This window comes from Planomonospora sp. ID91781 (assembly GCF_015711595.1).
Classification (GTDB): Bacteria; Actinomycetota; Actinomycetes; order Streptosporangiales; family Streptosporangiaceae; genus Planomonospora; species Planomonospora parontospora.
The window spans coordinates 4,070,174-4,096,909 of record NZ_JABTEY010000001.1 but is presented as its reverse complement, the minus strand read 5'-3'; the positions used below and the strand labels follow the sequence as shown (position 1 = coordinate 4,096,909).

Sequence of the window (26,736 nt, the reverse complement as noted above, 5' to 3'; positions counted from 1 at the left end):
CCATAGCGTTCCGGTCAGACCCGATGACCGGGTTCGGAGCGCCGCACCGGCCCTCCGGGTCCTATGGAAAGGGCGGCCCCCATGCTCACGGATTCCACGCCGGCGGTGACGGTCCACTGCCTGGGCAACTTCCGTCTGGAGATCAACGGACTGCCGGTGGCCCACTGGCGTGCGGGCAAGGCCCGGGCGCTCTTCCAGTACCTCCTGGTCAACCGCGGCCGGCTGGTCCACCGGGACAGGCTCCACGAGGTGCTCTGGCCCGACAGCGACGACCGGAGCTCCAGCTCCCTGAAGGTGGCGGTCCACGCCGTCCGCCGCGTGCTGGGGGCCCACGAGGGGGACGACGGGTTCCGGCTGGTCCACCAGGACCACGGATACATGCTGCAGGCGCAGAGCGCGTGGGTGGACCTGGAGGAGTTCGAGCGGGCCTTCCAGCGGGGCCGCGACCTCTGGGCCGCCAAGGAGCACCAGCGGGCGCTGGAGTGCTTCCAGACCGCCGCCGACCTCTACACCGGCGACTTCCTGACCGGCGAGGCCAGCGACTGGATCAACGAGCAGCGGCAGTGGGCGCAGGGCGTCGCGCTGCGCGCGCTGGCGGTGCTGCGCGCCGACTCCCTGGAGCGGGAGGACTGGCCGGCCGCCATGCACTGGTGCCGCCGCATCATCTCCCTCGACCCCTACCACGAGGACACCTACCAGACGCTGATGATGATGCACGGCGAGCTGGGCGAGCTGGGCCGGGTCAGGGACTGGTACGAGCTGTGCCGCCGCCGGCTCCGCAACGACCTCGACACCGAGCCCACCGAGCGCACCGAGCGGATCCTCGCCTCGCTGACCCGCCGCGGGAGCCGGCCGCTCGCGCCCGCGCTGGCCTGACCCCCGCCCTTCCCCACCTTTTTCAGGAACCCTCCCACCGCGCTTCCCGAGCCCTTTTGCACCCCTCTCAGTCAAGTCCCTGTAAAACTCGAAAGCCCGTGGGGAGAACCGGCGCGGCCCATGCGCCCGGCCTCCCCCAGAAACGGATCCACGGTATGCCCGTCGAAATTCATCCGGCCGACGCCGGGCGCTGGGACGACCTCCGCGCCGTCCTGTGCCCCACCGAGAACAGGCAGACCTGCTGGTGTCTGGCCTGGCGTCTGACCACGGCCGAGTACAACCGGAGGACCGCCGACGAGCGCGGGGAGGTCATGCGCTCCCTGGTCGACGCCGATCCTCCGCCCGGCCTCCTGGCCTACGTGGACGGAGAGGTCGCGGGCTGGTGCAACGTGGGTCCCCGCGCGGACATGGACCGGCTGACCGGCTCGCGCACCATCCCCGCGGTCGACGACGTCCCGGTGTGGTCGGTGGTGTGCTTCGTCGTGCGGGCCTCCCACCGCCGCCGCGGCGTCGCCGAGGCCCTGCTGCTGGGTGCCGTGGAGCACGCCCGCGGGTACGGCGCGCCGGCCATCGAGGGCTACCCCGTCGATCCCGAGGGCGGACGCGTCAACCCCTCCCTCGCCTACGTGGGGACGATGGGCATGTTCGAGCGGGCCGGGTTCCGCCGGCTGCTCAAGACCGAAGCCAAGAGCGACCGCCGGCACCGCTGGGTCGTCCGCCTCGACCTCTCCTGACCGCTCCCCGCTCCTCCCGGCCTCCTGCTCCCCGGAGCCGCCCCGGCTCCCCGGCGGCCGGCCGCACCCCCGGCCGGCCCGCCGTACCCCCGCTCGGTCCACCCCGCCCGCCGTACCCGGTCGCGTCCGGTCACGTGCGGCGGCCGCATCCGGTCACGATCCATGATGCCCCGTCACGAAAGGCAGGGACCGCCATGAGTCCCACCGTCAGCAGCGTCCTGCTCCCCGCCGCCCTCGCCGTGATCATGTTCGGTCTCGGCCTGAGCCTGACCGCGGACGACTTCCGCCGCGTCGCGGTCCACCCCCGGGCCGTCCTCGTCGCCCTCGTCTGCCAGGCCCTCCTGCTGCCCGCGGTCTGCTTCGGGCTCGTCCTGGCCTTCGGCCTGCCGCCCTCCCTCGCGGTCGGCATGATGCTGCTGGCCGCCTCGCCCGGGGGCCCGACCGCCAACCTCTACAGCCACCTCTTCGGCGGGGACGTGGCGCTCAACGTCACGCTGACCGCGATCAACTCCCTGACCGCCGTCTTCACCCTCCCCCTCGTCGCCAACCTCTCCCTGGCGTACTTCTACGCCGACGCGGGCACGCTGGGCCTGCAGTTCGACAAGACCGTCCAGGTCTTCGCGGTCGTCCTGGTCCCCGCCGCCCTCGGCATGCTGATCCGGGCCGCGAGGACCGCGTTCGCCGACCGGATGGCCCGCCCGGTCAAGGTGCTCTCGGTCGTCACGCTGGCGGCGGTGATCGCGGTCGCGGTCGTCTCCGCCGCGGACGGGCTCGCCGCCGACATCCGGGCCGTCGGCCTGGTCTGCCTGCTGTTCAGCGTCGTGAGCCTGACCGCCGGCTACTGGCTGCCGCGCCTGGCGGGGGTGGCCCCCCGGCAGGCCGTCGCCTCGTGCATGGAGATCGGCATCCACAACAGCACCCTGGCCATCGCCGTCGCCGTGAGCCCCGCCCTGCTGGGCGACCCCCGGATGGCGATCCCCGCCGTGGTGTACGGCGTGCTGGTGTTCCTGGTCGCGGCCGTCGCCGGGTTCGCCGTACGGCGCGGCACCCGCCCCGCGCTCGCCCTCGTCCCCGCGTCCGGCGCCGCCGGCCGCGTGCCGCTGTGAACGCGCCGGGCCCGGACCTGGCGGCCCTGCGCGAGGCGGTCACGGAGTTCGCCCGCTTCGCCGGCCCCGAACGGTCCTGGCAGCGCCTGCTCCGGGAGACCGCTCCGGCGCTCGACCTCTCGGTCCCCGGCCACCCGCGCGCGCTGCTGGCCTGGCTGAACTCCTGGGGCTGCCGGCTGCGCAACCCGCGCCCCGGCGAGCCGGACGTCTTCGGTGAGTCGGTGACCGCCTGGTGGTCGCGCTGGGCCGCCCACCTGCCCGGACCGGACGACTCGCTGGCCCGGCTCACGGACGCCGGGATCGACCGGCTCGGCCTGTGCTACGCCGACCTCGCCGCGGCCCCCGCCACCGCGGGGGCCCGCCCCCGCTCGCTCGGCTCCACCGCCGCCTCCAAGGCCCTGCACGCCCTGCGGCCCAGGGCCGTGATGCCCTGGGACGCGGCGATCGCCGAGCGCCTGCACGGCGCCCGCACCCCGGCGGCCTACGCCGCCCACCTGCGGCTGGGCCGGGAGTGGGCGCTGGGCGTGCTGGCGGAGTCGGGACTCGGCGAGGAGGCCCTGGCCGCGGAGCTCGGCCGGCCCGGCCGGCCGCTGACGAAGATGCTCGACGACTACTGCTACCTGACTTTCAGCGTGTTGTGACGCGCCGACGCCCGCCGATGCGCAATGCTTCAGCAAAGAATCGGCCCGCGACGACCTCCGGTGCGGATGGGACGGGTGTTCCCGGGTAAGGGACCCGTCCCGGCCGATGCATCACGGAGCGCACCACGGAAGAGGGTCACGATGGCGAAAGAGCACACCGAAGGAGCCGCCGCGGCGCGGGCGCTGGCCGCGCGGCTGCCCGGCTGGACGGTCTGGTACGGCGAGCACACCCGCCGCTTCTGGGCCCTCTCCCGCACCAAGGGGCGCAGCGGTGCCTCGCACGCCGAGGCGGCCACGGCCGAGGAGCTGGAGCGGATGGTCCGGCGCATCGAGGACGGCGTCCCCGCGCAGGCGTCCTCCGAGCGGGAGGCGCCCACCCGGGAGGCTCCCCGTGCGACCCCCGCCCCGGCCGCGGCGGAGCCGGAGCCCCGCCGCGAGCCGGCGCGGCCGGCCGGCGCGGTCACCGCAGCGTCCTGACCAGGCTGCGCGCCGCCGTCCTGCTGGCGGCCAGCACCGTCTTGCCCGCCCCGCCGCTCCCGCCGGTGAAGGTGTAGATCCCCTGCGCCAGCGGGCGGAGCGAGAGCGCGCCCGTCGCGTGATAGCACTCGACCGCGGCCACCGCGGTGACCTCGGCGTCTCCGCCGGTCCTCCCGCCGGGCGGCCCGTGGCCGATCCTGGCCCGGGCGGTGTCCAGGATCCGGGTGGTCAGCGCGGGGTCGGCCACCGCCGCGCCCGGCGGCACGTCCCAGCGGTCGGTGGGCAGGCCGAGCAGCATCCGCCCGTCGGCGTACGGCCTGCCGTACAGGCCGGTGGTCTCGTCGACGAACGCGCCCGGACCTCCCGGGCCCGACGGGGTGAGCACGTACTGGATGGTCTTGGTCCGCAGCCCGCCGTCCGGCAGGCCCGTGCGGGCCAGCAGCGTCCGCGTCCACGCGCCCGCGGCCACGACGACCACGTCGAACCGTGCCGGGGGCCCGCCGACGGGGTGGACCTCGCCCTCGCGGGTGACGGTCTCGATCCGGCCGTCGACGACGAACACCCCCGATCGGGCGAGTTCCACCAGGAGCTTGTCGCGCAGCGCGTTCGGCGAGACGTAGCCCGCCCGCCGCTCCACCACGGCGACGCTCCCCTCCGGCAGGTCGCGGAAGGCGCCCCGGGCGGTGAGCCGCCCGGCGTCGAGGAGTTCGACGGAGCCCGGGATGCGGCTCCGTACGGCGTCCACCAGTTCGGCGGTGTCGCGGCCCAGAGCCGGCATCAGGTACACCGACCCGGTCTCCCGGTAGGAGGCCCAGGCCTGCAGCACCGGGTCCGACTGGAGCTCGGCGAGGCTCGCGGCGGCCTCCATGCACAGGTCGGGGTCGGGTTCGAAGGCCCGGGTCAGCCCGCCGGAGGCCGCGCTCGCGTCGGCCCTGCGGTACGGCTCCCCGGTGTAGAGGTGAACGGCGGTCCCCCGGATGGACTCGCACAGGCGCCACGCCAGGGTGACTCCGGCGATCCCTCCTCCGACGACGGCGATCCTCGGCATCACCGCACCCCCGCTCAGCCGGCCGAGGCGGCCGCGGGCTGCGGCTCCTCGGCTCCGGTCGCAGGGGTGCGCATGCCGAGCAGTCCGGCGACGGTCGCGACGGCGGCGACCAGGGCCGCCCAGAGCCACACCGAGCGGCCGACCTGGAACCACACCAGTGTGCCGAGGACCGGGCCGAGCGCGGTGCCGAGGCCGAAGACGCTCTGCATGGCGCCGATGTAGCGGCCGCGCAGCCGTTCGGGGCCCGCCATGGCGGGGTAGGCGAAGACCGTCGGCCCGCCGATGATCTCCGAGAGGGTCCAGACCAGGGTGCCGACCATGAACCAGACCGGGAGCGGGGAGATGGCGTAGATCGCGTAGCCGACCGAGACCAGGCCCAGCCCGAGCAGCGCGGTGAGCCGGATCGGCCACCGCTGCACGACCTTCGTCATCGCCAGCTCGCAGGTGATCACGATGAACCCGTTGAGCGAGACGGCGGCGCCGTACCACCACAGGCTCACGCCGGCCGCCGCGACGTCCAGCGGGAGCGTGGCCGTGTACTGGCAGTACACGATGGAGGTGAGCAGGACCGCGACCAGGTAGAGGCTGTAGCGCCGGTCGGCGAGGACCGCGCGGTAGCCCGACCGGCCCGCGGGCTCCGGCTCGGCGGCCTTCTGCTCGGCCGCGGGCCGGGAGACGCGCCGGGGCAGCGCGAGCGAGGCGATGACGGCGAAGGTGAGCGCGGCGGCGGCCTCGCCCCAGAAGAGCGCGTTGTAGGAGACCGACAGCAGCGCCGCGCCGATCAGCGGGGCCGCGGTCATGCCGAGGTTGAGCCCGAGCCGGTACACCGCGGTGATCATCACGAGGCGGTGCTTGGGCGTCAGCTCGGTCAGCAGCACCTGGGCCGCCGGCCGGTAGAACTGGCCGACCGTGCTGACCAGGAAGATCGCGCCCAGCAGGAGCGGGTAGGTGGGCAGGTAGAGGATGGAGACGATCAGCGCGGCCGATCCCGTCATGCTGACCAGCGTGGCCGCGCGCGGCCCGATCCGGTCGGAGAGCGACCCGCCGATGAGCGAGCCCGCGACCGCGCCCGCGCCGTAGACGCCGAGCGCGAGGCCCGCCTGGGTCGGGGAGAACCCGCGGTTGGTCAGGAACAGCACGAGGTAGATCTGGATGAACGCGGCCAGCTTGTTGACGAACACGCCGAGCAGCAGCGCCTTGGCCGCGCGGGACGTCTCCCGGAGGGTGACGATGACTCCGTCGTCGTCCTTTTCCGGCGGGGCCGGCGGGGCGGCCCCGGGCTGTGCGGGCCTCTCGGCTCCGGTGGGGTCTGCGGGCCTCTCGGGCCCGGTGGTCTCTTCGTTCCCGACGACGGCGGTCATGCTGCTGCCTTCACTTCCAGGTTGGCCTCGGCCGCGTCCAGGGCGGCGCGGCACTCGGCGAGGTCGGCGGAGACCGCGGTCGCGTAGGCGACGCGGCCCCACAGGGTGCCCTTGGGCGGGGGTGAGACGGTCGCTCCGGGCTCGACGACCGGGATCGCCCGGTCGACGGCCCCGGGCAGGCCCGCCTCGTCGAAGGCGATCGACCCGATCGTCGTGTCGTCCTCCGCGACGTAGAAGAAGCGGACCCCGGCGGCCAGCTCGCGCCGGGGCGTCACATCGGGCGCGCGCCCGCAGGCCACCGCCGCCGCGGCCAGGCCGGGGTCGATCCCGGTGGTGAGGAGCCCGAGGTAGGGGATCATGTCCCCGCCGAGGCGGCCGTTGACCTCGATGACGCGCAGGCCCCGGGAGGAGAGCTTGATCTCCGTGTGGGTGAACCCGTCGGTGAAGCCGAGGGCGGTGTGGGTGTCCTGCAGGACGCGGCGGAACTCCGGGTCGTGCAGGAGCTCGTCGCGGGCGTCGACGTAGTGGCCCACCTCCTCGCAGTACGGCTCGTAGCCGAGGACCTTGCGGGCCAGGAAGAGCGGCGTCACCACGCCGTCCCGGACGACGGCGTCCACGCTCACCTCGGGGCCGTCGGCGTACTCCTCGACCAGGACGGGCACGTCGAACGTGGCGCCGTCGGGGACGGTGAGGTCGCGGACGAACGCGAACCGCTCGGCGAGCTCCTCCGGGTCCTCGACCCGGATCACGCCCAGGCTGCCGCCGAGGCCGCGCGGTTTGAGGATGGCCGGGTAGCCGGTCTCGCCGGCGGCCTTCAGCGCCTCCTCCAGCGTGCCGACGGCCAGGGAGCGCGGTTGCGGCACGCCGCGGGCGTCGAGCGCGACCCGGGTGAGGTGCTTGTCGCGGCAGCGGCGCACCATCGCGGTGTCGCCGCCGGGCAGGCCCAGGGCCTCCGCGACGTGGGCGGCGGCCAGGATCCTGGCCTCGTCCCAGCACAGCACGCCCTGGACGGGCTCGCGCGCGGCCAGGTCGAGCGCGGCGGGGACCATCCCGGGGCCGTCCACGGTGCTGTCCACCAGGGTCCAGCCGGTGACGTACTCGCGCTCCCAGCCGGGCTCGGCGGTGGCGAACAGGTGGATCCGGTACCCGGTCGCGATCGAGCGCAGCAGGTACTCGCGGTAGTGCCGCATGCCCGTCGCGATCAGCAGGACCAGCGGGCGGTCGTCTGCGGTCATGTCACGCCTCCTTGGCGGTCGTCACGAACTGCTTGTCGGGGGTCTGCCCGGGGGTCTCCAGGGCGTCGAAGAACTCCTCACGGACCACCTCGTCCTCGGTGGGGGCGATGCGGGAGGCCGCGAAGCGGAGCAGGGGCGGCGCCATCATCGAGGTCACGACCGCGACGAGGACGATCACGGTGTAGGACGCGGTGGTGAGCACGCCGAGCCGGAGGCCGACCATGGCGACGATCACCTCGATGACGCCCCGGGAGTTGAGGCCGGCGCCCAGGGCGAGCGCCTCCCAGCGGGTGCGCCGCGCGATGCGCGCCCCGAGGTAGGCCCCGGCGAACTTGCCGGCGATGGCGACGGCCAGGACCAGCAGGCCCGCGCCGAGCACGACGGGGTTCGCCAGCTCGGTCAGGTCCATCCGCAGGCCCGCCGTGGCGAAGAAGATCGGCGCCAGCACCGCGGCGACGAACGTCTGCAGCGGGGCGAGCCGGGCGACCTTCAGGTCCGGGGACGAGCCGATGAGCGCCCCGCAGACGAAGGCGCCGAGGATAGCCTCGAAGCCCAGCGCGTGGGTCACCGCCGCGAAGAGCAGGAACAGCACGGTCACTGCGGCGATCAGGGTGCGGTCCCCTTGGCCGCGGTCGGCCAGCCGCAGCACCGCCGCCACCACCCTGCGGCCGATCAGCAGGGAGGCCAGGACGAACACCGCGAGCAGCGCGATCGCGGTCAGTGCCGCCTGGCCGGTGCGGGCTCCGGCGGTGGCGAGCGCGGAGACCACGGAGAGCAGGAACCAGCCCGCCACGTCGTCGATCACGGAGGTGCTCAGGATGAGCTGGCCGATGTCCCGGTGGAGCAGGCGCATCTCGGTGAGGATCTTGGCGATGACGGGGATCGCGCTGACGCACAGCGCGACGCCGAGGAAGAGGGCGAACACCATGGGGTCGGTGCCGCCGGCGATCATCTCCGGCGGGGCCAGGAACCCGATCCCGACGCCGAGGGCGAGGGGCACCAGGAGTCCCGTGCCGCTGATCCAGGCCGCCGACCTGCCCTGGCGCCGCAGGAAGCCGGTGTCGAGGTGCATGCCGGTCATGCCGACCAGGAGCAGGACGCCGAGCTGGCCGACGGCGTCGATCAGGTGGAAGCGGGCCGGGTCCTGCGGCAGCAGCCAGGCGAACAGGTCCGGGGCGGCGTTGGCCAGCAGCGACGGCCCGATGAGGATGCCCGCGCACAGCTCGCCGAGGAGCGCCGGCAGTCCGAACCGGGCGGAGAGCCGCCCGAGCAGGGTCGCCAGGCCGAGGAGCAGGCCGAGCTGGAGGAGGAAGGTCATCAGGTGGTGGGCGGGGATGACGGCGACGGGCGCCCCGGCGAGCGGCACGGCGAGGGGCGCGTCGAGGGACGTGCTCAGGGTCGCGGTGAGGGTCGCGGCGGAGGTCACGGCGTCACTCCCCGCTCTCGACGTAGTACCAGTTCTCCGGCGCGATCATGCCGAAGGGGTTGATCGGCTCGAAGCCCCGCAGGTCGTTCGCGACCTCGAACAGCCGCAGCGAGAAGTTCGGGATGAAGATGACCGGGACCTGCTCGGCGATGTAGTCCTGGTAGTCGTAGAGCGCGCCCAGGTCGTCGGTGGTGACCGACTTCGCGATGAGCTCGTCGGCCTTCGGGTCGGTGTAGTGGCCGAAGTTCCCGCCGGCGTCGGTCTTGAACAGGATCTCGCCGCTCGGGAAGTGGTAGACCCAGCCGCCGCCCCAGGTGCTCAGCTCCCACAGGCAGGGGCTGTCCGGCCCGGGGACGCACGGGGCGTCCTCGGCGACCAGGACCGAGCCGTAGACCTCCTGCAGCCGCAGCTCGATGCCGGCGCGCGCCGCGTCGTCGCGGAACTGCTCCATCAGCCGGGTGAGCGCCGGGCGCCCCTCGGCGTACCGGAGCGAGAAGCTGAGCTTCGTGCCGGCCGGGATGCCCGCGCCGGCCTGGCCGGGGCCCTCGCCGGGGCCGGTGCACACCGCGGGGAAGACGCTCGTGTCCCAGCCGTTGGCGGCCAGCAGCGCGCGGGCCCGCTCGGGGTCGAAGGGCAGGACCGGCGCGCCCCGCAGGGCGGGCGAGACCAGATCGCTCGCGGGGTGGCAGGGCACGGGGCCGTCCTGCCGGTAGGCGTAGCCGTGGTAGATCTCGCGGGCCGCCCGGTCCTGGTCCAGCGCGTGCTGCATCGCCTGCCGGATGTAGGTCTGGGCGAGCATCTTCCCGGCCACGGTCGGGTTGTTGTAGTTGAGGGGGATGTAGCGGATGCAGAACGCGGCCTGCGGGACCAGCGTGTAGTTCTCGGCGAGCGGGTTCGGCCCGCCCCTGGTGGGGTCGTCGGTGGGCTCGGTGCTGAAGCTGAGCGGCAGGTAGCCGACCTGGACGCCGTCCGGTCCGTCCGGGCCGGCCAGGAGCCGCTCGTACTCCTCGCCGTCCGACATGAACGGGATCTGGCGGAACTCGTCGAGGTGGGGCTTGTTCGGGCCGGAGTAGTGCTCGTTGGGCACGAAGGTGACGACACCGTCCATGGTGTAGCTCTTCAGCCGCCACGGGCCGCTGACCACGCTCCAGACGGGGCTGTCGGCCCAGTGCACGCGGTCGGAGTTGTCCTCCTCCAGCACGCCGCCGTTCTCGGCCATCAGGAAGTCGTAGACGGCCTCGACGTCGGCGAGGTCCTCCGACGCGTTGGCCGGCCCGTCGGCGGTGCGGTCCCAGGCCCGGGGCATCGGGGTGATGGTGCTGAGCTGGTTCATCAGCACCCAGCGCTTGGAGTAGGCCTTGTCGAAGGTGAAGTAGACCCTGTCCTCGGCGAGCTTGCCGTAGGAGACCAGGTTGTCGGGGAAGTACCCGGGGACGTACTCGCCGTAGCGCTCGCCCTTGACGGCCATCATGTTGACCCAGAACAGCACGTTGTCCGCGCAGACGGTCTCGCCGTTGGACCACTTCCAGGGCTTGATCGTGACGGTGACCGTCCGCCCGTCCTCGCTCCACTCCGGCGGCTCGCCGATGCTGAGGTCGTAGTCGACCTCGGGTGTGCCGTGGGTGCCGAAGAAGTACAGCGGCCGGTACATCAGGATCTGGAATTCCAGCAGGTTGCGGGTGCCGAAGCGCTCCGGCGGGGTGAACGGGAAGATGATCGACGGCGGGAAGCCGGGTGCGCAGGCCCAGGTGACGGTCCCGCCCCTGACGGGGGTCTCGCCGCGCGGGCGCGCGGGGGCCGCGGTGTCGGTGGTCGCCGTGTCGATGGTCGCGGTCATGTCCGGTCCTCGTCCTCGTTCTCGTTCTCGTTCTCGGTGGCGGTGGTGGCGGTGGCGGTGGCGGTGGGGAGCTCCTCCAGCAGGGAGACGCCGGTGGCGGCGTGCTCGCCGTACCGCTCCCACTCCTCGTGCAGCCGGACGCGCCCGTCGGCGAGCGTCTCCGGGGTGCTGTGGCAGCGGCCCGAGACGATCTCCCCGGTGTCCAGGACCATGCAGTAGGCGAAGTCGAGGGTGCCGTCGGGGGCGCAGACCCCGGTGAGGGCGCCGCGCCGGGCGTGGCCGCCGGCGAACTCGCCCCACAGCAGGTCCCCGTCCTGCCGGTAGGTCGCGGTCGGCGACTCCACCCCGGCGGGCACGTCCCCGGAGGTGAAGCGCCGTCCCTCGTAGCCGTTCTCCGCGGTGCTCTCCGGGATGCTCATCGGGGGCCCCCGCGCAGCTCCAGCGTGCAGCACTTGGCGCTGCCGCCGGACTTGAGCAGCTCCGACAGCTCCACGCCGATCGGCTCGAAGCCGCGCTCGCGCAGCTCGTCCATGAGGTGGGCGGCGGCGGGCGGCATCAGGACGTGGCGGCCGTCGGAGACGGCGTTCAGGCCGAAGGCCTCGGCGTCGGCCTCGGTGGCGATGATCGCGTCGGGGTAGAGCACGCGCAGCACGCCCTGGCTCTCCCGGGAGAACGCCTCCGGGTAGTACATGATCAGTTCGTCGTCGAGTACGGCCAGCGCCGTGTCGAGGTGGTAGAAGCGCGGGTCCACCAGCCGGAGCCCGGCGACGGGGAGGCCGAAGAACCTCTCGGCCTCGCGGTGCGAGCGGACGTCGGTGCGGAAGCCGGTCCCGGCGAGCAGGTAGCGGCCGGCCGCCAGGTAGTCGCCCTCCCCCTCGTTGACGTGCACGGCCTCGCGGGTCTCGTAGCCGCGGGCGCGGAACCACTCCAGGTAGGCCGGGCCCTCCGCGGCCCGCTCGGCGTGCCGGAAGCGCGCCGAGAGCACCTTCCCGCCGATGACCGTGGCGCCGTTGGCGGCGAAGACCATGTCGGGGTAGCCGGGCAGCGGCTCGATGAGCTCCACCCGGTGGCCGAGGGCCTGGAAGGCGCGGAGCAGCCCCTCCCACTGGAGCCGGGCCAGGGCGCCGTCCACCGGCTTGCCCGGGTCCATCCAGGGGTTGATGGAGTAGACGACGTCGAAGTGGGTGGGCGGGCACATCAGGTAGCGGCGGGTCCGGGCGGTCCGCCCGCCGGGGGTCGCGGCGCGGGCCGCGGGGGCCTGCGCGGGGACGGCCGACCGCTCGGGGGTGGAGGTCTGGGCGGAGGTCTGGGCGGAGGTCTGGGCGGGGGCGACGGTCAGCTGTGTCATCACCGGTCTCCGATCGGGGAGAGTTCGACGCGGATCCGGTCCGCGAGGTCGTTCATGGTCTGCCGGGCGTCCTCCAGCGAGTCGCCGGTGGTGCCCAGGAAGCCGAGGATGCTGTTGCCCTCCGGCGGGCGGCGGACGACGTCCCCGGGCCGAGCGGTGATCTTGAGGAAGAAGACCCGGTCGGACTCGCTCACCTCTGCGGGCACGTCGATCCGCTCGATCCGGCCCGCGTCGCAGAGCAGGCACATGGCGGTGACGTGGACGCCGGTCGGCTCGTAGTGGCGGACCCGGGGCCGCACGCCGCGCGCCACGTCCATGACGGCGCGGATCGGGCAGTGGTCGGCGGTGATCCGGGCGATGAGGTCCAGCCCTCCGCCGCCGGGGCGGATCGCGATCTCCAGCAGGTACGGCTCGCCGCGGTGGAAGCGCACCTCGGCGTGCATCACGCTGCGGTCCAGCCCCTGGGCGCGGGCGCCCGCCGCGACGACCCGGTGCACGGCGGCCACCTGCTCCGGGCCGAGCGAGGTCGGCGCGTGGTGCACGTCGTCGTCGAAGGTCCCGCCCTCGGCGGTGATCCGGTCCACGATCGAGCCCAGGTAGACCTCGCCGTCCCAGGCGACGGCCTCGATCAGGAACTCCTCCCCGTCGAGGAAGGCCTCCACCATCAGGCCGTGCGGGCCGAGGTCGAGGCCCTCGGCCTCCATCTCGTACCACGACATGCCCGCGATGCCCTCGACCGCCCGGGGAAAGGTCTCCCTCAGCTCCTCCTCGTCGTCGATGCGGAACACGAAGTTGCTGGCCGCGCCGAGCGTCGGCTTGAGGATCACGGGGTAGCCGAAGTCCTCGGCGGCCCGCCGCGCCTCCTCCACGTCGGCCACCAGGCGGAAGCCGGGGTGCGGGGCGCCGTGCCTGCGGTGCGCCTCGCGCATCAGCAGCTTGTTCCGGCTGGTCCTGGCCGCCTCCGCGCCGACGCCCGGCAGGCCGAGCGCCTCGGCGACCGCGGCGACCGCGGTCACGGCCGACTCGGAGAAGGTGATGACCCCGTCGAAGCGCTCCTGCTCGTGCCAGGACTTCGCCTCGGTGATGAGGTCGTCGATCCGCTGGGAGCCGGCGACGCGGTAGCGGTCCTGCGGCCAGAAGTCCGGCGTGCCGATCCCGTTCAGCACGTACAGCTCGGCGCCGAGGTCGGCGACCTGGCGGTAGCGGGACTGGTAGTAGGAGGCGTTCTGGCGCGCCTCCAGGGCGAGCAGTCTCATCGGGCGCTCCCGGGCAGTCGTGGCAGCAGGAAGGAGGTGACCGTCTCGGCGCCGGTCTCCAGGGTGAGCTTCACCCCGCGCGTCTCGGCCTCGGCCGCGACGTCGATCAGGATGGGGGCCGCGCAGGCCAGCAGGGTGCGCACCTCCAGCAGCAGGTCGCCGGTCTCGGCGCGCTCGGCCTCCAGCAGCCGGCCGAGCTGGGTGACGATCCCGTCCGCCGCCCGGGTCAGGCTGAAGGACGGCAGGTCGTAGCAGAGGCGGAACCGCTCCACCATGACGGCCGCCCGGCGGCGGCCCTCGCCGGTGACGGGGAGCTCCTCGCCGGGGTCGGTGACGAGGGCGTCGATCCGGTCGGCCAGCGCGTTCCACGGCGCGCGCAGGCGCCGCTCGGCCACCTTGTCGAGTCCCTCTCTGGTGAAGTTGGCGCGCTGGTCCTCGGGGCAGGTCAGGGCGAGGTAGAACCGGACCAGGTCGCGCGGGACCTCCGCGACGAGGTCGGCGCCGCGGATGAGGTGGCCCCGGCTGGTGGAGAACTTCTCGTTCTCCAGCTCGTAGAACTCGTTGCAGACGTTGGCGTCCGGGGTGATGTAGCGGTCGCCGTGGGCGAGCAGCATCACCAGGTCGAGCATCCCCCAGAAGTAGACGTTGTCGAAGCCGTGGAAGTAGACGAGGCGGTTGCCGCTCCCGGCCCGCCAGAGCGCGTCGACCGGGCCCTCCGGCTCGCCGGCCGCCCTCCAGGTGGCGTAGACGGAGGCGGGCATGGCCTCGATCCACGGGTAGAGGATCTGGCCGGGGGTCTCGGCGAACGGGGCGTCGATCCCCCAGCCCGGCGACGGCACCGTGATCGGGATGTCGGGGAGCGGACCGGCCAGGATCTCCCGGACGAGCTGCGCGCCGTGCCGCCGCCAGACGTCCCGGCGGGCCTCGTAGTAGGCGGTGAGCTCCTCCCGGTAGTTCTCCATGGGCAGGACCAGGACGGTCGCCTCCCGCGAGGTCACCGGGTCCGCGGGGTCGAGGACCGAGTGGGGGCCGATCAGGTCGTCGAAGTGGTTGGGGCGGCCGCAGCCCTCGCAGGACCCGCCGCAGCTCTCGGCCAGGCAGGACGGGCACTCGCCCTTGACCAGGCCGTCGAACAGGTAGGTCCCGGCGTTCTCGGCGTACGGCATGCGCACGGTCCGGGTCTCGAAGCGCCCCTGCCGGTGCAGGGCGGTCACGAAGTCGAGCACCGTCCGGCGGTAGACGTCGTCGACGGGCGGCAGCTGCGCCAGGGAGATGCCCATGGCCTCCACCGACCGGCCGATCTGCCCGGTGGAGGTCCGGCAGAGCTCTCCGGGGGTCGTGCCGCGTGCCCGCGCGGTCGAGACCATGTAGGACTGGCTGTCGTCGGTGCAGGTCGCGTAGGTCACCGGCCGGCCGTCGGCGCGCAGGTAGCGGGCGTACACGTCGCCGGCGAGGTACGGCCCCGCCATGTGCCCGACGTGCAGGTCCCCGTTGGGCGTGGGGGTGGCGGCGATGACGATCGTCCGGGTCATCTCTCCTCCTGGGCGTCGCGCTCGTGGTTCTGCTCGTGGCGGGCGGTGAAGGCGCCGGTCATGCCGGCGTCCCACCAGATGCCGTACATCTCGAAGTCGGCGGCGCCGTCGTTGACGACCCGGTGGTCGGTGCCGGGCGGGAAGTAGGCGACGTCCCCGGCGGCGAAGGCGGCTCGCTCGCCCTCGCTCTCCAGGACCGCCTCGCCGGACACGGCGATGAAGATCTCGTACTCGTGGTGGGCGTGCCGGGTGGAGGCCGTGCCGGGCCGGACCACGCACCAGGCGCCCTCGAAGGGGGCGTTCAGCGTGGTCCAGGGCAGCAGCCGTTTGGCGAGCAGGCCGTTGTCGGGTCTGAGCTGGTCGGGGTCGAAGGTACTGAGGTCCATGGAGGGCTCCTCGGATCGGACGGGGGCCGCGGCGGGGTCGCCGCACGGGCCGGAAGGCGCGGTGGAAGCGCGGTGGAAGCGCGGTGGAAGCGCGGTGGCGGGGGCCGGAGGCGGTGGCGGGGTTGGGGGCCGGGCGACCGCGGGGCGGAGGATGCGGTCAGGAGGCGACGGGCAGGGCGAACGGCGCGAGCAGCTCGGTGGCGGCCAGGCGGTCCTGGATGTCCCCGACGATCTCCTCGGCACGGGTGGCGAGCACGCTGAGCAGCGAGTCGGCGATGCCGTGCGTGTCCTCGTTGACGCCCTGCAGGTAGCAGGCGGCGCCGGAGCCCGGAGGCAGGCCGAGCCGGTAGACCCGGTCGACGGTGATCTCCCCCAGGCCCGCCCGGGCCGCCAGGTCGCGGACCAGCCAGGGCATCCGGCGGTCGAAGCCGGTGCCCAGCAGCAGGATGTCGCAGGGCAGCTCGGTGCGGTCGCCGCTCTTGCGGTCGGTCAGGGTCAGGACGATCTCGTCCCCGTCGAGCCCGGCGGCGGTGATCTCCGCCATCGTGATCATCTTGAGCCGTTCCGCGCCGTTGAGCCGCTCGAGGTAGATCTGCCGGTACAGGGTGTCCAGCAGGCCGGGCGAGAGGCCCGCGTAGTTGCTGCGGTGCATCTCGGACAGGAGCTGGCGGCGCGCCTCCGGCTTCGCGCCGTAGAACTCGTCGATGAACGAGGAGTAGAAGAGCTCGTTGGTGAACCTGCTGCTCTCGTAGCCGTTGAGGCCGATGGAACGCATGATCATGGTGCACTGGGCCTCGGGCATGCCCTGGTGGGTGGCCCAGAGCATCTCGGCCGCGCTCTGCGCTCCGCCGATCACCGCGACCCGGTGCGGCGCGCCGTGGTCGAACCGGCTGATCCCCCGGGTGTACTCGGTGCTGTGGATGATCCGCTCCCGCGGCAGCGCGCCGAACACCTCGGGGATGTGCGGGTCGCGGCCGGCGCCGACCACGAGGGTGCGGGCGGTGACGGTGGAGCCGTCACCGAGCTCGGCGCGCCACTCCTCCACCTCGCCGCCGGGCAGCAGGACCGGCTCGATCCTGACGCACCGCCGGCCGTACTCGATCCGCACCCGGGACAACGACTGCGCCACCCACAGGAGATATTCCGATATCTCACTCCGGTAGGGGGTGAAGCTGCCCAGGTTGACGAATTCATTGAGCCTTCCGGCCGAGTGCAGATAATTGACGAAGGAGAATCTGCTCCGCGGGTTCCGCAGCGTCACGAGGTCTTTCAGAAAGGACACCTGACTCTGCGCCCAGGGCAGCAGCATGCCGCGCTGCCAGGACACGTCCTGGTGCTGTTCGAGGAGCAGGGTCCTGCTCGCCAGCTCGGGCGAGAGCTCCTCCAGCGCCACCGCGAGGGCGAGGTTGGAGGGGCCTGCTCCGATCGCCAGTACTTCGACTTCCTGATGGTTCACTGTGGTCGCCTCCCAGACGACTCGCCGGGCTGCCGCCCGGACCAGGTGCTTCGCCGACCGGTCACTGCCAGCCGGCGCCGAGCGCGGGGGCCGGCCCGGCGCCGGGCGCGGAGCCCGCCGGACCGTCCGCCGCGAGGTGGACCGGGACCGCCGGCGACACCGCGGGCACCGCGGACGCCGGGGGAACCGGGGACGGGACCGCGAAGGCGAACGCGGCCGCGAGGGACAGGGCGCCGAGCGCGGCGGCGGGGCGGCCGATTTCCTTCATCGTCTTCTCTTCCTTTCCGCCGGTTGTGCCGGCTGAATTCACCGATGCGGCCGCTGGCATTTCCACCGGAGATCAACCGCGCTTTCTCCGGCCCTTCGGATTCTTGCCTCGAATCAGTTCCGGGATAAGCCCCGGCGCCTGTCAGCGCCCTGCAATGGCAGGACGCTGCCAGGCCCGCCGCCGAGCAGCAGGGCCTCGGCCAGGCAGGGGACCAGGCCCGCGGCGCAGCCGTCCAGGGACCAGCCGGCGAGCCGGGGGGACGTCGCGAGGCAGCGCCGGCACAACCGCTCCGCGGCGGTCTCGGCGGCTTCGAGGGTGGGCTGCAGGACGAAGAGGCCGAGATCGGCGCCGGCGGCGCTCACCGCGCCGTAGACGTGCTCGATCCGGTCGGCGGGATCGGCCAGGGCGAGGACGAGGTCGCGGAGCTCGCGGACCGGCATCCGCGGCGGGGGCGGCGGGCGGGAGCCGTCCTCCTCGGGGGCCCGCAGGCGGGCGTTGATGAGGTACATGGCTCGACGGTCTCCACCGGCCGCCGGATCCGCCAGGGATCCGGCCTGGCAGGCACCTGCCGTGCAGGAGGCTGCCAGGGGAGACTTCTCCGCCGAGGACCTTCCGGGCGGGTGGTTAACACGGGGTTATCCGGTGGCCGCATAACCCCGGCATGACCCCTTCGCCCTAGTTTCACACTGCGACCGCTGGAAGGTCGGTCCCCGACCGGTCGCGCCGTGCTCGCGTCCGCCACCGGGAGGGGTCGTGCTCTCACTGCTTGGCCTCGGGTCCGCCGAGGAGACCGTCTACCGCGCCATCCTGGAGAACCCCTCCCACGGGGTGTCCGAACTGAGCGAGAAACTGGGCTGGCCGGTCCCCCGGATCCGCGACGCGCTCGACGAGCTGGCCCGGCTGTCGCTGCTCCGGCCCTCCTGGGAGGAGCCGGGCGTGCTGCGCCTGGTACGTCCCGAGGTCGGCCTGTCCGCGCTGCTCGCCCGGGAGGAGGCGGCGCTGCTCAGCCGCCAGCAGGAGATCGAGCGGGGCCGGACGGCCGTCGCCCAGATGATCGCGGCCTACGCGGACCTGAACCCCGCCCAGCCCAGCGACGGCGCAGAGATGCTGCTCGGCATCGACACCGTCCGCACGCGCATCGAGGAACTGGCCCTGCGCTGCCGGCACGAGCTGCGCGGGTTCGAGCCCCAGGGCGCCCAGACCCTGGCGAACATCGACGCCAGCAGGCCGCTCGACCGGGCGCTGCTGGAGAACGGCGTGCGGATCCGCATCGTCTACCTCGACAGCGTCCGCAACGACCAGCACACCGCCGCCTACGCGACCTGGCTGGCCGAGCTCGGCGGGCGGGTGCGCACGATCCCCTCCCTGCCGACCCGGATGATCGTCTTCGACCGGGAGGCGGCGCTGCTTCCGATCGATCCGGACGACAGCAGCGTCGGCGCGGTCCTGCTCCGCGGCGCGGGCGTCATCACCGCGCTGACCGCGCTGTTCGAGGGGGTCTGGGAGCGGGCCGACGCGTTCGGCGACGAGCCCCACCGCGACGAGCGGGGACTGAGCAGCCAGGAACGCGAGGTCCTGCGCCTGCTGTCGATGGGCCTCACCGACGAGGCCGTCGCCCGCAAGCTCGACGTCTCCGTGCGGACCCTGCGCCGCGTCACCGCCGAGCTGATGGAGCGCCTGGACGCCCGGAGCCGGTTCCAGGCCGGCTGCCTGGCCGCCGGACGCGGCTGGGTCTCCGCACGGCGCTGAACCTCCGCACGGGGCGAGGTCTCCGCACGGCGCCGAACCGCCCGACTGGGCCGGGCCTCCTCGCCGTGCTGAACCGCCGCACGGGACCGGGCCTCCGCACGGCGCCGAGCCCCCCGGGCCGCTCAATGATCATCGAAGCGGGCGGATGTTAGACTGACCTCGGAGTTCTCGACGAATTCTCTCATCCGCCGGCCGGCCCGGCAGGCGGCGCGGAGACAAGGAGTGAACCCGGGATGATCAATGATCGCGTTCCCCGTTCCCTCCCCCCCTCCAGCCTTCCCCGGCTGGCCCTCAGCGCGGTTTTCGTCGCGGGGACGGCCCTCGTCGGCGTCCCGGCCCTGATGTCCGGCGTCCCGCCGGGCTCCCGGACCGGTCCGCCCGCCCAGGCCGTGCCGTACTGGCCCGCGGGGCGGGCGCCGCAGGCGGCGGTGGCGCGGATGCTGAGCGTGGCCGAGCAGCAGGTCGGGATCCGGGAGGACGCCGACGGGGGCGGCACCAAGTTCCACTCCTGGTACATGGAGACCCCCCGGGCCTGGGAGACCGCGGCCCGCGACGGCCACAGCATCCGGGCCTACGCCAACGCCCCCTGGTGCGCGATGTTCGTCTCCTGGGTCGGCGAGCAGACGGGGCTCCGGTCCACGGTCGGCTCGGACGTCTACGTCGTCACCTGGGCCAGGCGGTTCCAGCTCGACGGGCGCTGGGGCAACACCGCCGTCCCCGGCGCCGTCGTCTACTTCGACATCGACGGGGACGGCGGCGAGGGCGTCTACCGGATCGACCACATGGGCCTGGTGAAGCAGGACAACGGCGACGGCACGATCACCACGATCGAGGGCAACACCGACAACGGCCGGGTCGAGCGGCGCATCCGGTCCAAGGGCGAGGTCGTCGGTTACGGCTATCCGGACTACCCCGCGATCTGGGGGCCCCGCTCCGGCGCCCCCGCACGGGCCGCCGGAGCGGGCTGGTGAACCGTCCGCCGGTGCGGGCCGGCGGGTCCGGTCGGCGGGACGGCCCGGCGGCGACCGCCGGTCGCCGCCGGGCCGCGGGCCGCCGCTCCGGCCTTCGGGCCGGGGAGCGGAGCGCGTCAGGCGCAGCGCGCCGGGACCGGGACGGCGCCGAGCGGCGCCGCGGAGCGGTAGCGGCCGGCGTGGAAGACCAGCGGCTCGCCCTCCGCGCGGTGGAAGCGCTCGACCTCCCCGATGAGGATGAGGTGGTCGCCGGCCTCGTGGACGGTCGCCGTACGGCAGGCGAAGTACGCCAGGGTCCCGGCGAGCAGCGGCGCGCCGCCGGGACCGGGCAGCGTCTCCACCCCGGCGAACTTGTCGGGCAGCGGGGTGGCGAACCGCCGGGACAGGTGGTCCTGGTCCTCGGCCAGGACGTTGACCGTGAACCGCCCGGCCCGCAGGAAGACGGGCACGCTGGGCGAGTTCCGGGTCAGGCACCACAGCACCAGGGGCGGGTCGAGCGAGACCGAGGTGAAGGAGTTGACGGTGACCCCGGCCCGGTCCCCGCCCGGGGCGGCGGCGGTGACCACCGCCACCCCGGTCGCGTACTGCCCGAGGGCCTCGCGCAGGGATCGCACGGCCGCTCACTCCCCTCGGGCGCCGGTGCGCGCCAGGTAGCCGCCAGCCGAGACGGGGTCCATGAACCACTCGGAGAAGTCCGCCGGGTCGTCGAAGCCGTTGACGAAGCGCGAGGCCACCTCCGGCACCCGGCCCGCGGCCTGCAGGATCTCCAGGACGTGCGGCGGCGGGGGCGCGAGGAGCGCGTTCGTCCAGGCGGTGACGTGCCGGGCGACCCGCCAGTAGCGCTCGAAGGTCTCCTCCATCCAGGCCGCGTCGAACGGCCGCCCGCCGCGCTCCAGGATGTCCGCCAGGTAGGAGGCGGCGCACTTGGCGGCGTTGTTGGACCCCTGCCCGGTGATCGGGTCGTTGAGCACGACGACGTCGGCGACCCCCAGGACCGGCGCGCCCGAGGGCAGCGTCGCGACCGGGCGGCGCACCGTCGGGGCGAAGCGGCCGGTCAGCACGCCGCCGGAGTCGGTGAGCTCGACGCCGGCGCAGCGCTCGGCCTCCCACGGCAGGAAGGTCTCCAGGATCCGCCGGCTCCTGGCCAGGTGCTCGGCGGGGGTGCGCACGTCGCCCCAGCAGTCCATCGGCCCGCCGGGCACCCCCTCGAAGACCATGATCTCGCAGGGACCGGCGGCGGTGAGGGCCGGGAAGACGAAGTACTCGCCGACGCCCGGGATCAGGTTGAAGCAGACCGCGGAGTGCTCCGGCCTCGGCGTCAGCCCGGTGACGTAGGTCACGGCCAGGGCCCGCTGCGGGGCGTCGTACGGCGAGCGGGCGGCGTCCCGCTCGAACAGCGAGGCGATCGGCCCCTTGCCCGCGGCGACCATGACGAGGTCGTACTCGGCGGCGTACTCCTCCAGGTCGCCGACCCCGGCGTCGTGGATGACGAGCTTGCCGCCGAGCCGCTCGACCTCGGCCATCCAGGCGGGCATCTTCAGCCGCTGGTCGACCGAGCGGGCCGGCGTGCCGAGCCGGGCCGCCCAGTCGATCGCCCGGCCGCCGCCGGGGCCGGCCACGGTGACCTGCATCCCTTCGATCGGCGGGCACTCACCCGCCCACAGGTCCAGCCCGAGGTCGCGCTCGTGGCCGAGGGCCGTGCCGAACATGGCCTGGCCGGACAGGACCCGGCCGTCCCGGATCTCCTCCGGGGTCCGGTTCGAGACGACGGTGACGTCGTAGCCGTTGCGGAGCAGGCCGAGGGCGAGGTGGAGACCCGCCTGCCCGGCGCCGACGATGAGGATCCTGCGCATGGTGAGGTGTCCCTTCTCCAGGGTTTTCCGGTGGATGGTCGATCGGCGCCTGAGAAGAACGGTACGGCGGGCGCCGCGGTCCGGGCCATCCGCTCAGCGCGGGTTCCGTCCGCCTGGCGCGGGATTTCCGCGCGCGGAGGGGTCCGTCATCGGTCGTCCGCACGTCGTCCGCGAACCGGGGCGCAGAAGCGGCCCTCCGGACGGGTCCGGACCCGCCCGGCTAGGCGCTCCCGGCCCGGAGGAGGCGTTCACCCAGCTCACGCAGGTACCGGTGGAACTCCGGCGGATGGACGACGTCGAAGTCCGCCCCGGTGGCGGCCAGGATCAGCACCGGCCAGTCGAAGTCGTCCACCTGCAGCCGCAGCAGGCACGAGCCGTCGTCGCCCGGCTCCACCCGGCCTCCAGCGGCGGCTGTGATCGCTTCGACGACGGCGGCCGCGGCGTGCACGCGCACGGTGACGTCCCACCGCGCGGGACGGGAGCCGATCCGGTCCTGGACGAAGACCGCGGCGTCGGCGGCCGGTGGTTCACGCCGGCGGAACCGGGCCCCGGTGGCGGCGGCACCGGTGAGACGGTCCAGCCGGAAGACGCGCCAGTCGGCTCGATCGAGGTCCCAGGCGACCAGGTACCAGCGCCGCCGGAGCATGACGAGCCGGTACGGCTCGACCCGTCGGCCGGCCGGCTCACCCGACGAGGGTGTGTAGGTGAAGGTGAGCCGTTCGTCGTCGCGGCACGCCTGGGCGATCACGGTCAGCGTGGTCGCGTCGGTCCGGGGGCCGTCCAGCGGTGAGACGACGGTGGAGGCGCGCAGCGCGTCGACCCGGCGGCGCAGGCGGGGCGGCATCACCTGGATCACCTTGGCCAGAGCCTGCAGCGAGGTCTCCTCGATGCCCTCGACGGTACCGTCGGCGGCGGTGCGCAGGCCCACCGCGATCGCCACGGCCTCGTCGTCGTCGAGCAGCAGTGGCGGCATCGCCGTACCCGAGCGGAGCCGGTAGCCGCCGGCCAGGCCGCGACCCGAGTGGACGGGATAACCCAGTTCGCGCAGCCGGTCGATGTCACGGCGCAGGGTGCGCTCGCCCACCCCGAGCCGGTCGGCCAGCTCTCCGCCCGGCCAGTGGCGATGGGTCTGCAGCAGGGACAGCAGGCGCAGCGTGCGTGCACTCGTGTTCGCCATGACTTCAGGATCCCGTTCATTCCGGTCAGGAAGTGACCGGAATGAACTCTAGCGTTGCCCTCGTGGTCGGAACGGCGAAAGGAACGCACTTGAAGATCCTGGTGACCGGGGCGACGGGCTTCGTCGGCCGCAACGTGGTGGACCGGTTGGTCCGGGCGGGCACCGAGGTGCGGGCGCTGACCAGGAACCCGGCGGCCGCCGGACTACCGCCGCAGGTGGAGGTGGTGCGGGGCGACCTGGCCGAGCCCGGGAGCGTCGCGCCCGCGTTCGACGGGATCGACCGGATGTACTTGTTCCCGGTGGACGAGACCGCACGGGAGGTCGTGGCGGTGGCCGAGCGGGCCGGAGTACGGCGGGTGGTGGACCTGTCGGCGGCGTCGGTGACCGCGGGCCTGCACACCAACCCGGTGGAGGAGGCGGTCGAGGAGTCGGGGATGGAGTGGACACACGTGCGGCCGTGCGGGTTCATGGTGAACACGCTGCAGATCTGGGCGCCCTCCGTCCGAGCTGAGCGGGTGGTGCGCTATCCGTTCGCCGACGAGCCGACGATGCTCGTCCACGAGGCCGACATCGCCGCCGTCGCGGTGGCCGCGCTGCTCCAGGACGGCCACCACGGCCGGGCCTACACGGTCACCGGTCCCGGCCTGGTGAGCGTCCGCGAGCAGGTCGCGGCCATCGGCGCGGCGCTCGGCGAGGAGGTCCGCTACGAGGAGGTCACCCGGGAGCGGGCGCGGGAACTGATGAGGGCGCAGGGCGGTTTCGCCGCCGAGTCGGCCGACCTCATGCTCGGGTTCGCCGAGTACGGCGGCGACGCGCCCGAGGGCGGCGGCTACGCCGAGCAGGACTGGTCCACGCTGATGCGGGTCTGGCCGGACGTCGAGCAGGTCACCGGCCGGCCCCCGCGTACGTACGCCGAATGGGCCCGCGACCACGCGGCCGACTTCCGCTGACCCTCCCGGTCCCGTGCACCTCGCCCGGGCACCCGGGCCCCAGGTCGCGAGGTCTCCTTCGGAGACCTCCGCATCGCCGGCCGGGACTCCCTCAGCGGCCGCGCAGCGTCTGCGACGGCGCCTGGCCGTACCTGGCCCGGTAGGCCGCGGCGAAGCGCCCCTGGTGCAGGAAGCCCCAGCGCGCGGCCACCCCGGTCACGGTGCGGTGGGCGGGGTCGCCGGCCGCCAGCTCCTCGTGGACCCGGCTCAGCCGCACGTCCCTGAGGTAGGTCATGGGGGTCAGGCCGAGATGGCGGCGGAACCCCTCCTGGAGCGAGCGGCCGCTGACCGCCACGGCGCGCGCGACGTCGCCGGTGGTCAGCGGCTCGTGGGCGTGGCCCTCGATGAACTCCATCGCCCGGCGCACCACCTTGGGCACGGCCGCGGGGCGGGGCGCGTTCAGCAGGTCCCGGTGGTTCGACGGCTGCATGGTGAGCAGCGAGGTGAGCAGGGCGCCCTCCAGGTGGGCGACGGCGAGCGGCTGCGCGGCGAGACCGTCGTCGCACTCCGCCGCCGCGACGAGCAGGTCGGCCATCGACCGCCAGCCCCGCGCCCAGCCCGCCGTCATGTCCACGCCCAGGTCGAAGACCAGGGGCCGGTCGGGCCGCCGGCCGAGCATGCGCTCCAGCGCCTCCTCGACGGCCGGCCGGTCGAACTTGAGGATCAGCTGCGGGCAGCCCGCCGCCCAGCGCATGTCCAGGTACTCCGTCGGCGAGGGCAGGGAGGCCAGTGCGGGCGTCGAGACGATCTCCTGCCCGCCGCACCGGATCAGGCTGCGCCCGGCGAGCGGGATCTGCACCAGGAAGAAGGACTCCAGCTCTCCCGGCTCGATGCGCACGTCCGCGCCGTAGTCGAGGTAGTTCACCCGCACCGAGCCCGGCTGCGCGGAGTTGAGCCGGGCGGCCAGCGGCGCGGCCCGGCCGGCCGGCTCCAGCCGGTGCGGGCAGAACACCCTGGCCACCTGCTCGCGGGCCTCGTCGAGGTCCGCGGTGCCGAAGACCGCCCTGTCCGCGAGCGGGACCCGCTCCTGCACCTCGCCCATCGACGCTCCCGCCCCGGGTCACCATCGCCTGCACGGCTGCGCACGACCGGGTGCGCCGCCGTACCGATGGTGGCGGACGGGGGTCCGGCCGACCATGTACAAATACGCAGACTCCCGTACCGCCCGGCGCGGGGCGGGAACACCCGGCCGGCCGCGGGCCGGCGGCGCGTCCGCCGGGCGGGACCCTCCGCTCAGGTCAGCGCGGCCGCCTTGCGCAGCAGCACCGACCGTTCGCGGACGTTGCGGCAGAGCCGGGCGGCGAGCTCCAGCTCCGTCCGCGCCTCGGCGGTCCGGCCCAGGCGGGCCAGCAGTTCGCCGCGCACGCCCGGCAGCAGGTGCGACCCCGACAGGCGGTCGGAGGCGACCAGCTCGTCCACGATGGCCAGCGCCCGCCCCGGTCCGTCCGCCATCGCGACGGCGACGGCCCGGTTGAGCTCGACGACGGGTGAGGGGGCAACCCGGCCCAGCGCCTCGTACAGGAGCACGACGCGCTCCCAGTCGGTCTCCGCCACCGAGGGCGCCGACGCGTGGCAGGCGGCGATCGCGGCCTGCAGCCCGTACGGTCCCAGACCGCGCCCGGCGGCCGAGGCCCGGCCGAGCGCGGCCAGGCCCCGGCGGATCGCCGACCGGTCCCACAGGCGCCGGTCCTGGTCCTCCAGGAGCACCGCCTCGCCGTCGGGCCCGACGCGGGCCGGAAAGCGCGCGGCGGTGAGCTCGAACAGGGCGAGCAGCCCGTGCACCTCCGGCTCGCCGGGCAGCAGCGCGGACAGCGTCCGGGCCAGCCGGATCGCCTCGTAGGCGAGGTCGGAGCGGAGCAGCCGGTCGCCGCTCGTCGCCGTCGACCCCTCCGTGAAGATCACGTACAGCACGCTCAGCACCCCGCCGAGCCGCTCGCGCCGTTCCCCGGCCGGCGGCGGTTCGAACGGCACCTTCGCCGCGGCGATCGTCTTCTTCGCGCGCGTGATCCGCGCCTGGACGGTCGGCACGGGCACGAGGAACCCCCGGGCGATCTCCTCGCTGGACAGGCCGCCGACCACGCGCAGCGTCAGGGCCACACGGGCCTCGGGCGCGAGCACCGGGTGGCAGGCCGTGAACATCAGCGCCAGGACGTCGTCGTCGATCCGGTCGGGGTCCCACGGCAGGTCGTCCCGCCGGTCCGGCGGGACCGCCGCGCCGGAGCTCGCCTCCCCCTCGGTGAGTCGGCCGGCGAGCGCGGCGTACCGCTCGTCCAGCGCCGACCTGCGGCGGAAGGCGTCGATGGCGCGCCGCCGCGCGGTCGCCAGCAGCCAGCCCACCGGGCTCTCCGGTGCGCCCTCGCGCGACCAGGTGACGAGCGCCTCCGCCACCGCCTCCTGCGCGACGTCCTCGGCGAGCTCGAAGTCCCCGGTGTAGCGGGTCAGCGCGCCGACGATCCGGGCGGACTCGATCCGCCAGACGGCCTCGACGGCCCGCCGCGCCGACTCGGTGCGCGGCGGGCCGCCGGCCTCGGGGCTCACAGCTGGCCGGTCCGCTCGCGCCACGCCCGCTCCCTGGCGATCCACTCGTTGTCCTGCGGGAACTCGTCGATGCCCGGCACGCGGCGGATCTCGCACTTCGTGCCGGGGAACGCCGGGATCCGCCTGGCCCACTCGACCGCCTCCTCCTTCGAGGCCACGTCGATGATGTAGAAGCCGCCGAACAGCTCCTTCGTCTCGCCGTACGGGCCGTCGGTGACCACCGGCGTCTCGCCGCCGAAGTCGACGACCACGCCCTGGGCCGGGTCCTCCAGGCCCTCGGCGGCCACCAGCACGCCGGCTCGGATCAGCTCGTCGTTGAAGCGGCCCATCGTCTCGATGATCTCCTCGAAGGGCGTCTCCATCATCTTCGCGAGGGACTCGTCGGTGCCGCGCAGGATCAGCATGTACTTCGCCATCTTCGACCTCCTTGACTCCGGGGCCGCCTCTCGACCCCGTCACCCCTAGGTCGAAC

27 protein-coding genes are annotated in these 26,736 nt (G+C 73.7%); 8 read left to right on the top strand and 19 right to left on the bottom strand.

The window, feature by feature from the left end:
- Positions 1 to 81: 81 nt before the first annotated feature.
- From HS048_RS18600 to HS048_RS18580, 5 genes are all read left to right on the top strand, one after another.
- On the top strand, positions 82 to 876 hold the full coding sequence (locus HS048_RS18600; protein ID WP_191897787.1) for a BTAD domain-containing putative transcriptional regulator: 795 nt from the start codon (positions 82 to 84) through the stop codon (positions 874 to 876).
- 155 nt (positions 877 to 1,031) lie between these two features.
- Positions 1,032 to 1,610, top strand: coding sequence for a GNAT family N-acetyltransferase (locus HS048_RS18595; protein WP_196467645.1), 579 nt, complete (start codon positions 1,032 to 1,034; stop codon positions 1,608 to 1,610).
- Positions 1,611 to 1,804: 194 nt separating this feature from the next.
- The gene (locus tag HS048_RS18590; protein WP_068903155.1) at positions 1,805 to 2,716 is read left to right on the top strand and encodes a bile acid:sodium symporter family protein; all 912 of its coding nucleotides are present in this window, start codon (positions 1,805 to 1,807) and stop codon (positions 2,714 to 2,716) included.
- Positions 2,713 to 3,357 (top strand): hypothetical protein, encoded by a 645-nt coding sequence (locus HS048_RS18585; RefSeq protein WP_068903157.1) that lies wholly within the window; start codon positions 2,713 to 2,715, stop codon positions 3,355 to 3,357. Before HS048_RS18590 ends, HS048_RS18585 begins: the two co-directional genes overlap by 4 nt.
- A gap of 141 nt (positions 3,358 to 3,498) precedes the next feature.
- Positions 3,499 to 3,834, top strand: coding sequence for a hypothetical protein (locus tag HS048_RS18580; protein WP_196467644.1), 336 nt, complete (start codon positions 3,499 to 3,501; stop codon positions 3,832 to 3,834).
- On the opposite strand, the gene HS048_RS18575 is transcribed toward HS048_RS18580, so the two are convergent.
- The 13 genes from HS048_RS18575 to HS048_RS18515 form a co-directional block, all read right to left on the bottom strand.
- Positions 3,818 to 4,882, bottom strand: a complete 1,065-nt coding sequence (locus HS048_RS18575) for an FAD-dependent oxidoreductase (RefSeq protein WP_196467643.1) — start codon at positions 4,880 to 4,882, stop codon at positions 3,818 to 3,820. The genes HS048_RS18580 and HS048_RS18575 overlap by 17 nt on opposite strands.
- A 14-nt stretch (positions 4,883 to 4,896) precedes the next feature.
- Positions 4,897 to 6,243 carry an MFS transporter gene (locus HS048_RS18570; protein ID WP_196467642.1) on the bottom strand — a complete coding sequence of 449 codons (1,347 nt, stop codon included), beginning with the start codon at positions 6,241 to 6,243 and terminating at the stop codon, positions 4,897 to 4,899.
- Entirely contained in the window at positions 6,240 to 7,478 is a 1,239-nt protein-coding gene (locus HS048_RS18565) for an acetyl-CoA carboxylase biotin carboxylase subunit family protein (protein WP_189235951.1), read from the bottom strand. The genes HS048_RS18570 and HS048_RS18565 overlap by 4 nt, the downstream gene beginning before the upstream one ends.
- Position 7,479: 1 nt before the next feature.
- Positions 7,480 to 8,904 (bottom strand): cation:proton antiporter, encoded by a 1,425-nt coding sequence (locus tag HS048_RS18560; protein ID WP_307832534.1) that lies wholly within the window; start codon positions 8,902 to 8,904, stop codon positions 7,480 to 7,482.
- A gap of 4 nt (positions 8,905 to 8,908) precedes the next feature.
- Positions 8,909 to 10,741, bottom strand: coding sequence for an ABC transporter substrate-binding protein (locus HS048_RS18555; RefSeq protein WP_196467641.1), 1,833 nt, complete (start codon positions 10,739 to 10,741; stop codon positions 8,909 to 8,911).
- Positions 10,738 to 11,160, bottom strand: coding sequence for a hypothetical protein (locus HS048_RS18550; RefSeq protein ID WP_196467640.1), 423 nt, complete (start codon positions 11,158 to 11,160; stop codon positions 10,738 to 10,740). Before HS048_RS18550 ends, HS048_RS18555 begins: the two co-directional genes overlap by 4 nt.
- Complete coding sequence (gene ddaH / locus HS048_RS18545; RefSeq protein ID WP_374058769.1) at positions 11,157 to 12,089, bottom strand: dimethylargininase; 933 nt, start codon at positions 12,087 to 12,089, stop codon at positions 11,157 to 11,159. The genes HS048_RS18550 and ddaH overlap by 4 nt, the downstream gene beginning before the upstream one ends.
- Positions 12,089 to 13,345 carry an ATP-grasp domain-containing protein gene (locus tag HS048_RS18540; RefSeq protein WP_196467639.1) on the bottom strand — a complete coding sequence of 419 codons (1,257 nt, stop codon included), beginning with the start codon at positions 13,343 to 13,345 and terminating at the stop codon, positions 12,089 to 12,091. Before HS048_RS18540 ends, ddaH begins: the two co-directional genes overlap by 1 nt.
- Positions 13,342 to 14,877, bottom strand: a complete 1,536-nt coding sequence (locus HS048_RS18535; RefSeq protein ID WP_196467638.1) for a class I tRNA ligase family protein — start codon at positions 14,875 to 14,877, stop codon at positions 13,342 to 13,344. The genes HS048_RS18540 and HS048_RS18535 overlap by 4 nt, the downstream gene beginning before the upstream one ends.
- Positions 14,874 to 15,263: a cupin domain-containing protein gene (locus tag HS048_RS18530; protein WP_196467637.1), complete on the bottom strand. Its 390-nt coding sequence runs from the start codon at positions 15,261 to 15,263 to the stop codon at positions 14,874 to 14,876. The genes HS048_RS18535 and HS048_RS18530 overlap by 4 nt, the downstream gene beginning before the upstream one ends.
- Before the next feature lie 157 nt (positions 15,264 to 15,420).
- Entirely contained in the window at positions 15,421 to 16,719 is a 1,299-nt protein-coding gene (locus HS048_RS18525; RefSeq protein WP_196467636.1) for a lysine N(6)-hydroxylase/L-ornithine N(5)-oxygenase family protein, read from the bottom strand.
- A gap of 61 nt (positions 16,720 to 16,780) precedes the next feature.
- Complete coding sequence (locus tag HS048_RS18520; RefSeq protein ID WP_068903178.1) at positions 16,781 to 16,987, bottom strand: hypothetical protein; 207 nt, start codon at positions 16,985 to 16,987, stop codon at positions 16,781 to 16,783.
- Positions 16,988 to 17,100: 113 nt separating this feature from the next.
- Positions 17,101 to 17,496, bottom strand: a complete 396-nt coding sequence (locus HS048_RS18515; RefSeq protein ID WP_068903180.1) for a hypothetical protein — start codon at positions 17,494 to 17,496, stop codon at positions 17,101 to 17,103.
- A gap of 244 nt (positions 17,497 to 17,740) precedes the next feature.
- Between HS048_RS18515 and HS048_RS18510 the strand changes: the two genes are divergently transcribed.
- The gene (locus HS048_RS18510; RefSeq protein WP_068903182.1) at positions 17,741 to 18,736 is read left to right on the top strand and encodes a LuxR family transcriptional regulator; all 996 of its coding nucleotides are present in this window, start codon (positions 17,741 to 17,743) and stop codon (positions 18,734 to 18,736) included.
- Positions 18,737 to 18,969: 233 nt separating this feature from the next.
- Positions 18,970 to 19,707: a CHAP domain-containing protein gene (locus tag HS048_RS18505; protein ID WP_196467635.1), complete on the top strand. Its 738-nt coding sequence runs from the start codon at positions 18,970 to 18,972 to the stop codon at positions 19,705 to 19,707.
- Positions 19,708 to 19,823: 116 nt separating this feature from the next.
- Here the strand turns inward: HS048_RS18505 and HS048_RS18500 are convergent, their stop codons facing one another.
- From HS048_RS18500 to HS048_RS18490, 3 genes are all read right to left on the bottom strand, one after another.
- Positions 19,824 to 20,321 carry a flavin reductase family protein gene (locus HS048_RS18500; protein WP_068903186.1) on the bottom strand — a complete coding sequence of 166 codons (498 nt, stop codon included), beginning with the start codon at positions 20,319 to 20,321 and terminating at the stop codon, positions 19,824 to 19,826.
- Positions 20,322 to 20,327: 6 nt separating this feature from the next.
- Complete coding sequence (locus tag HS048_RS18495) at positions 20,328 to 21,560, bottom strand: styrene monooxygenase/indole monooxygenase family protein (protein ID WP_196467634.1); 1,233 nt, start codon at positions 21,558 to 21,560, stop codon at positions 20,328 to 20,330.
- Between the two features lie 220 nt (positions 21,561 to 21,780).
- Complete coding sequence (locus HS048_RS18490; RefSeq protein WP_196467633.1) at positions 21,781 to 22,737, bottom strand: YafY family protein; 957 nt, start codon at positions 22,735 to 22,737, stop codon at positions 21,781 to 21,783.
- A gap of 89 nt (positions 22,738 to 22,826) precedes the next feature.
- Here HS048_RS18490 and HS048_RS18485 point away from each other — a divergent pair, with 89 nt between their 5' ends.
- Positions 22,827 to 23,687, top strand: coding sequence for an SDR family oxidoreductase (locus HS048_RS18485; RefSeq protein ID WP_196467632.1), 861 nt, complete (start codon positions 22,827 to 22,829; stop codon positions 23,685 to 23,687).
- Positions 23,688 to 23,778: 91 nt separating this feature from the next.
- Here HS048_RS18485 and HS048_RS18480 read toward each other — a convergent pair whose 3' ends face one another.
- The 3 genes from HS048_RS18480 to HS048_RS18470 form a co-directional block, all read right to left on the bottom strand.
- Positions 23,779 to 24,768: an AraC family transcriptional regulator gene (locus HS048_RS18480; RefSeq protein ID WP_196467631.1), complete on the bottom strand. Its 990-nt coding sequence runs from the start codon at positions 24,766 to 24,768 to the stop codon at positions 23,779 to 23,781.
- A 191-nt stretch (positions 24,769 to 24,959) separates the two neighbouring features.
- A complete protein-coding gene (locus tag HS048_RS18475) occupies positions 24,960 to 26,264 on the bottom strand; it encodes an RNA polymerase sigma factor (RefSeq protein ID WP_196468051.1) in 1,305 nt (434 codons plus the stop codon).
- On the bottom strand, positions 26,261 to 26,680 hold the full coding sequence (locus tag HS048_RS18470; protein WP_196467630.1) for a YciI family protein: 420 nt from the start codon (positions 26,678 to 26,680) through the stop codon (positions 26,261 to 26,263). The genes HS048_RS18475 and HS048_RS18470 overlap by 4 nt, the downstream gene beginning before the upstream one ends.
- Between the last annotated feature and the right edge of the window lie 56 nt (positions 26,681 to 26,736).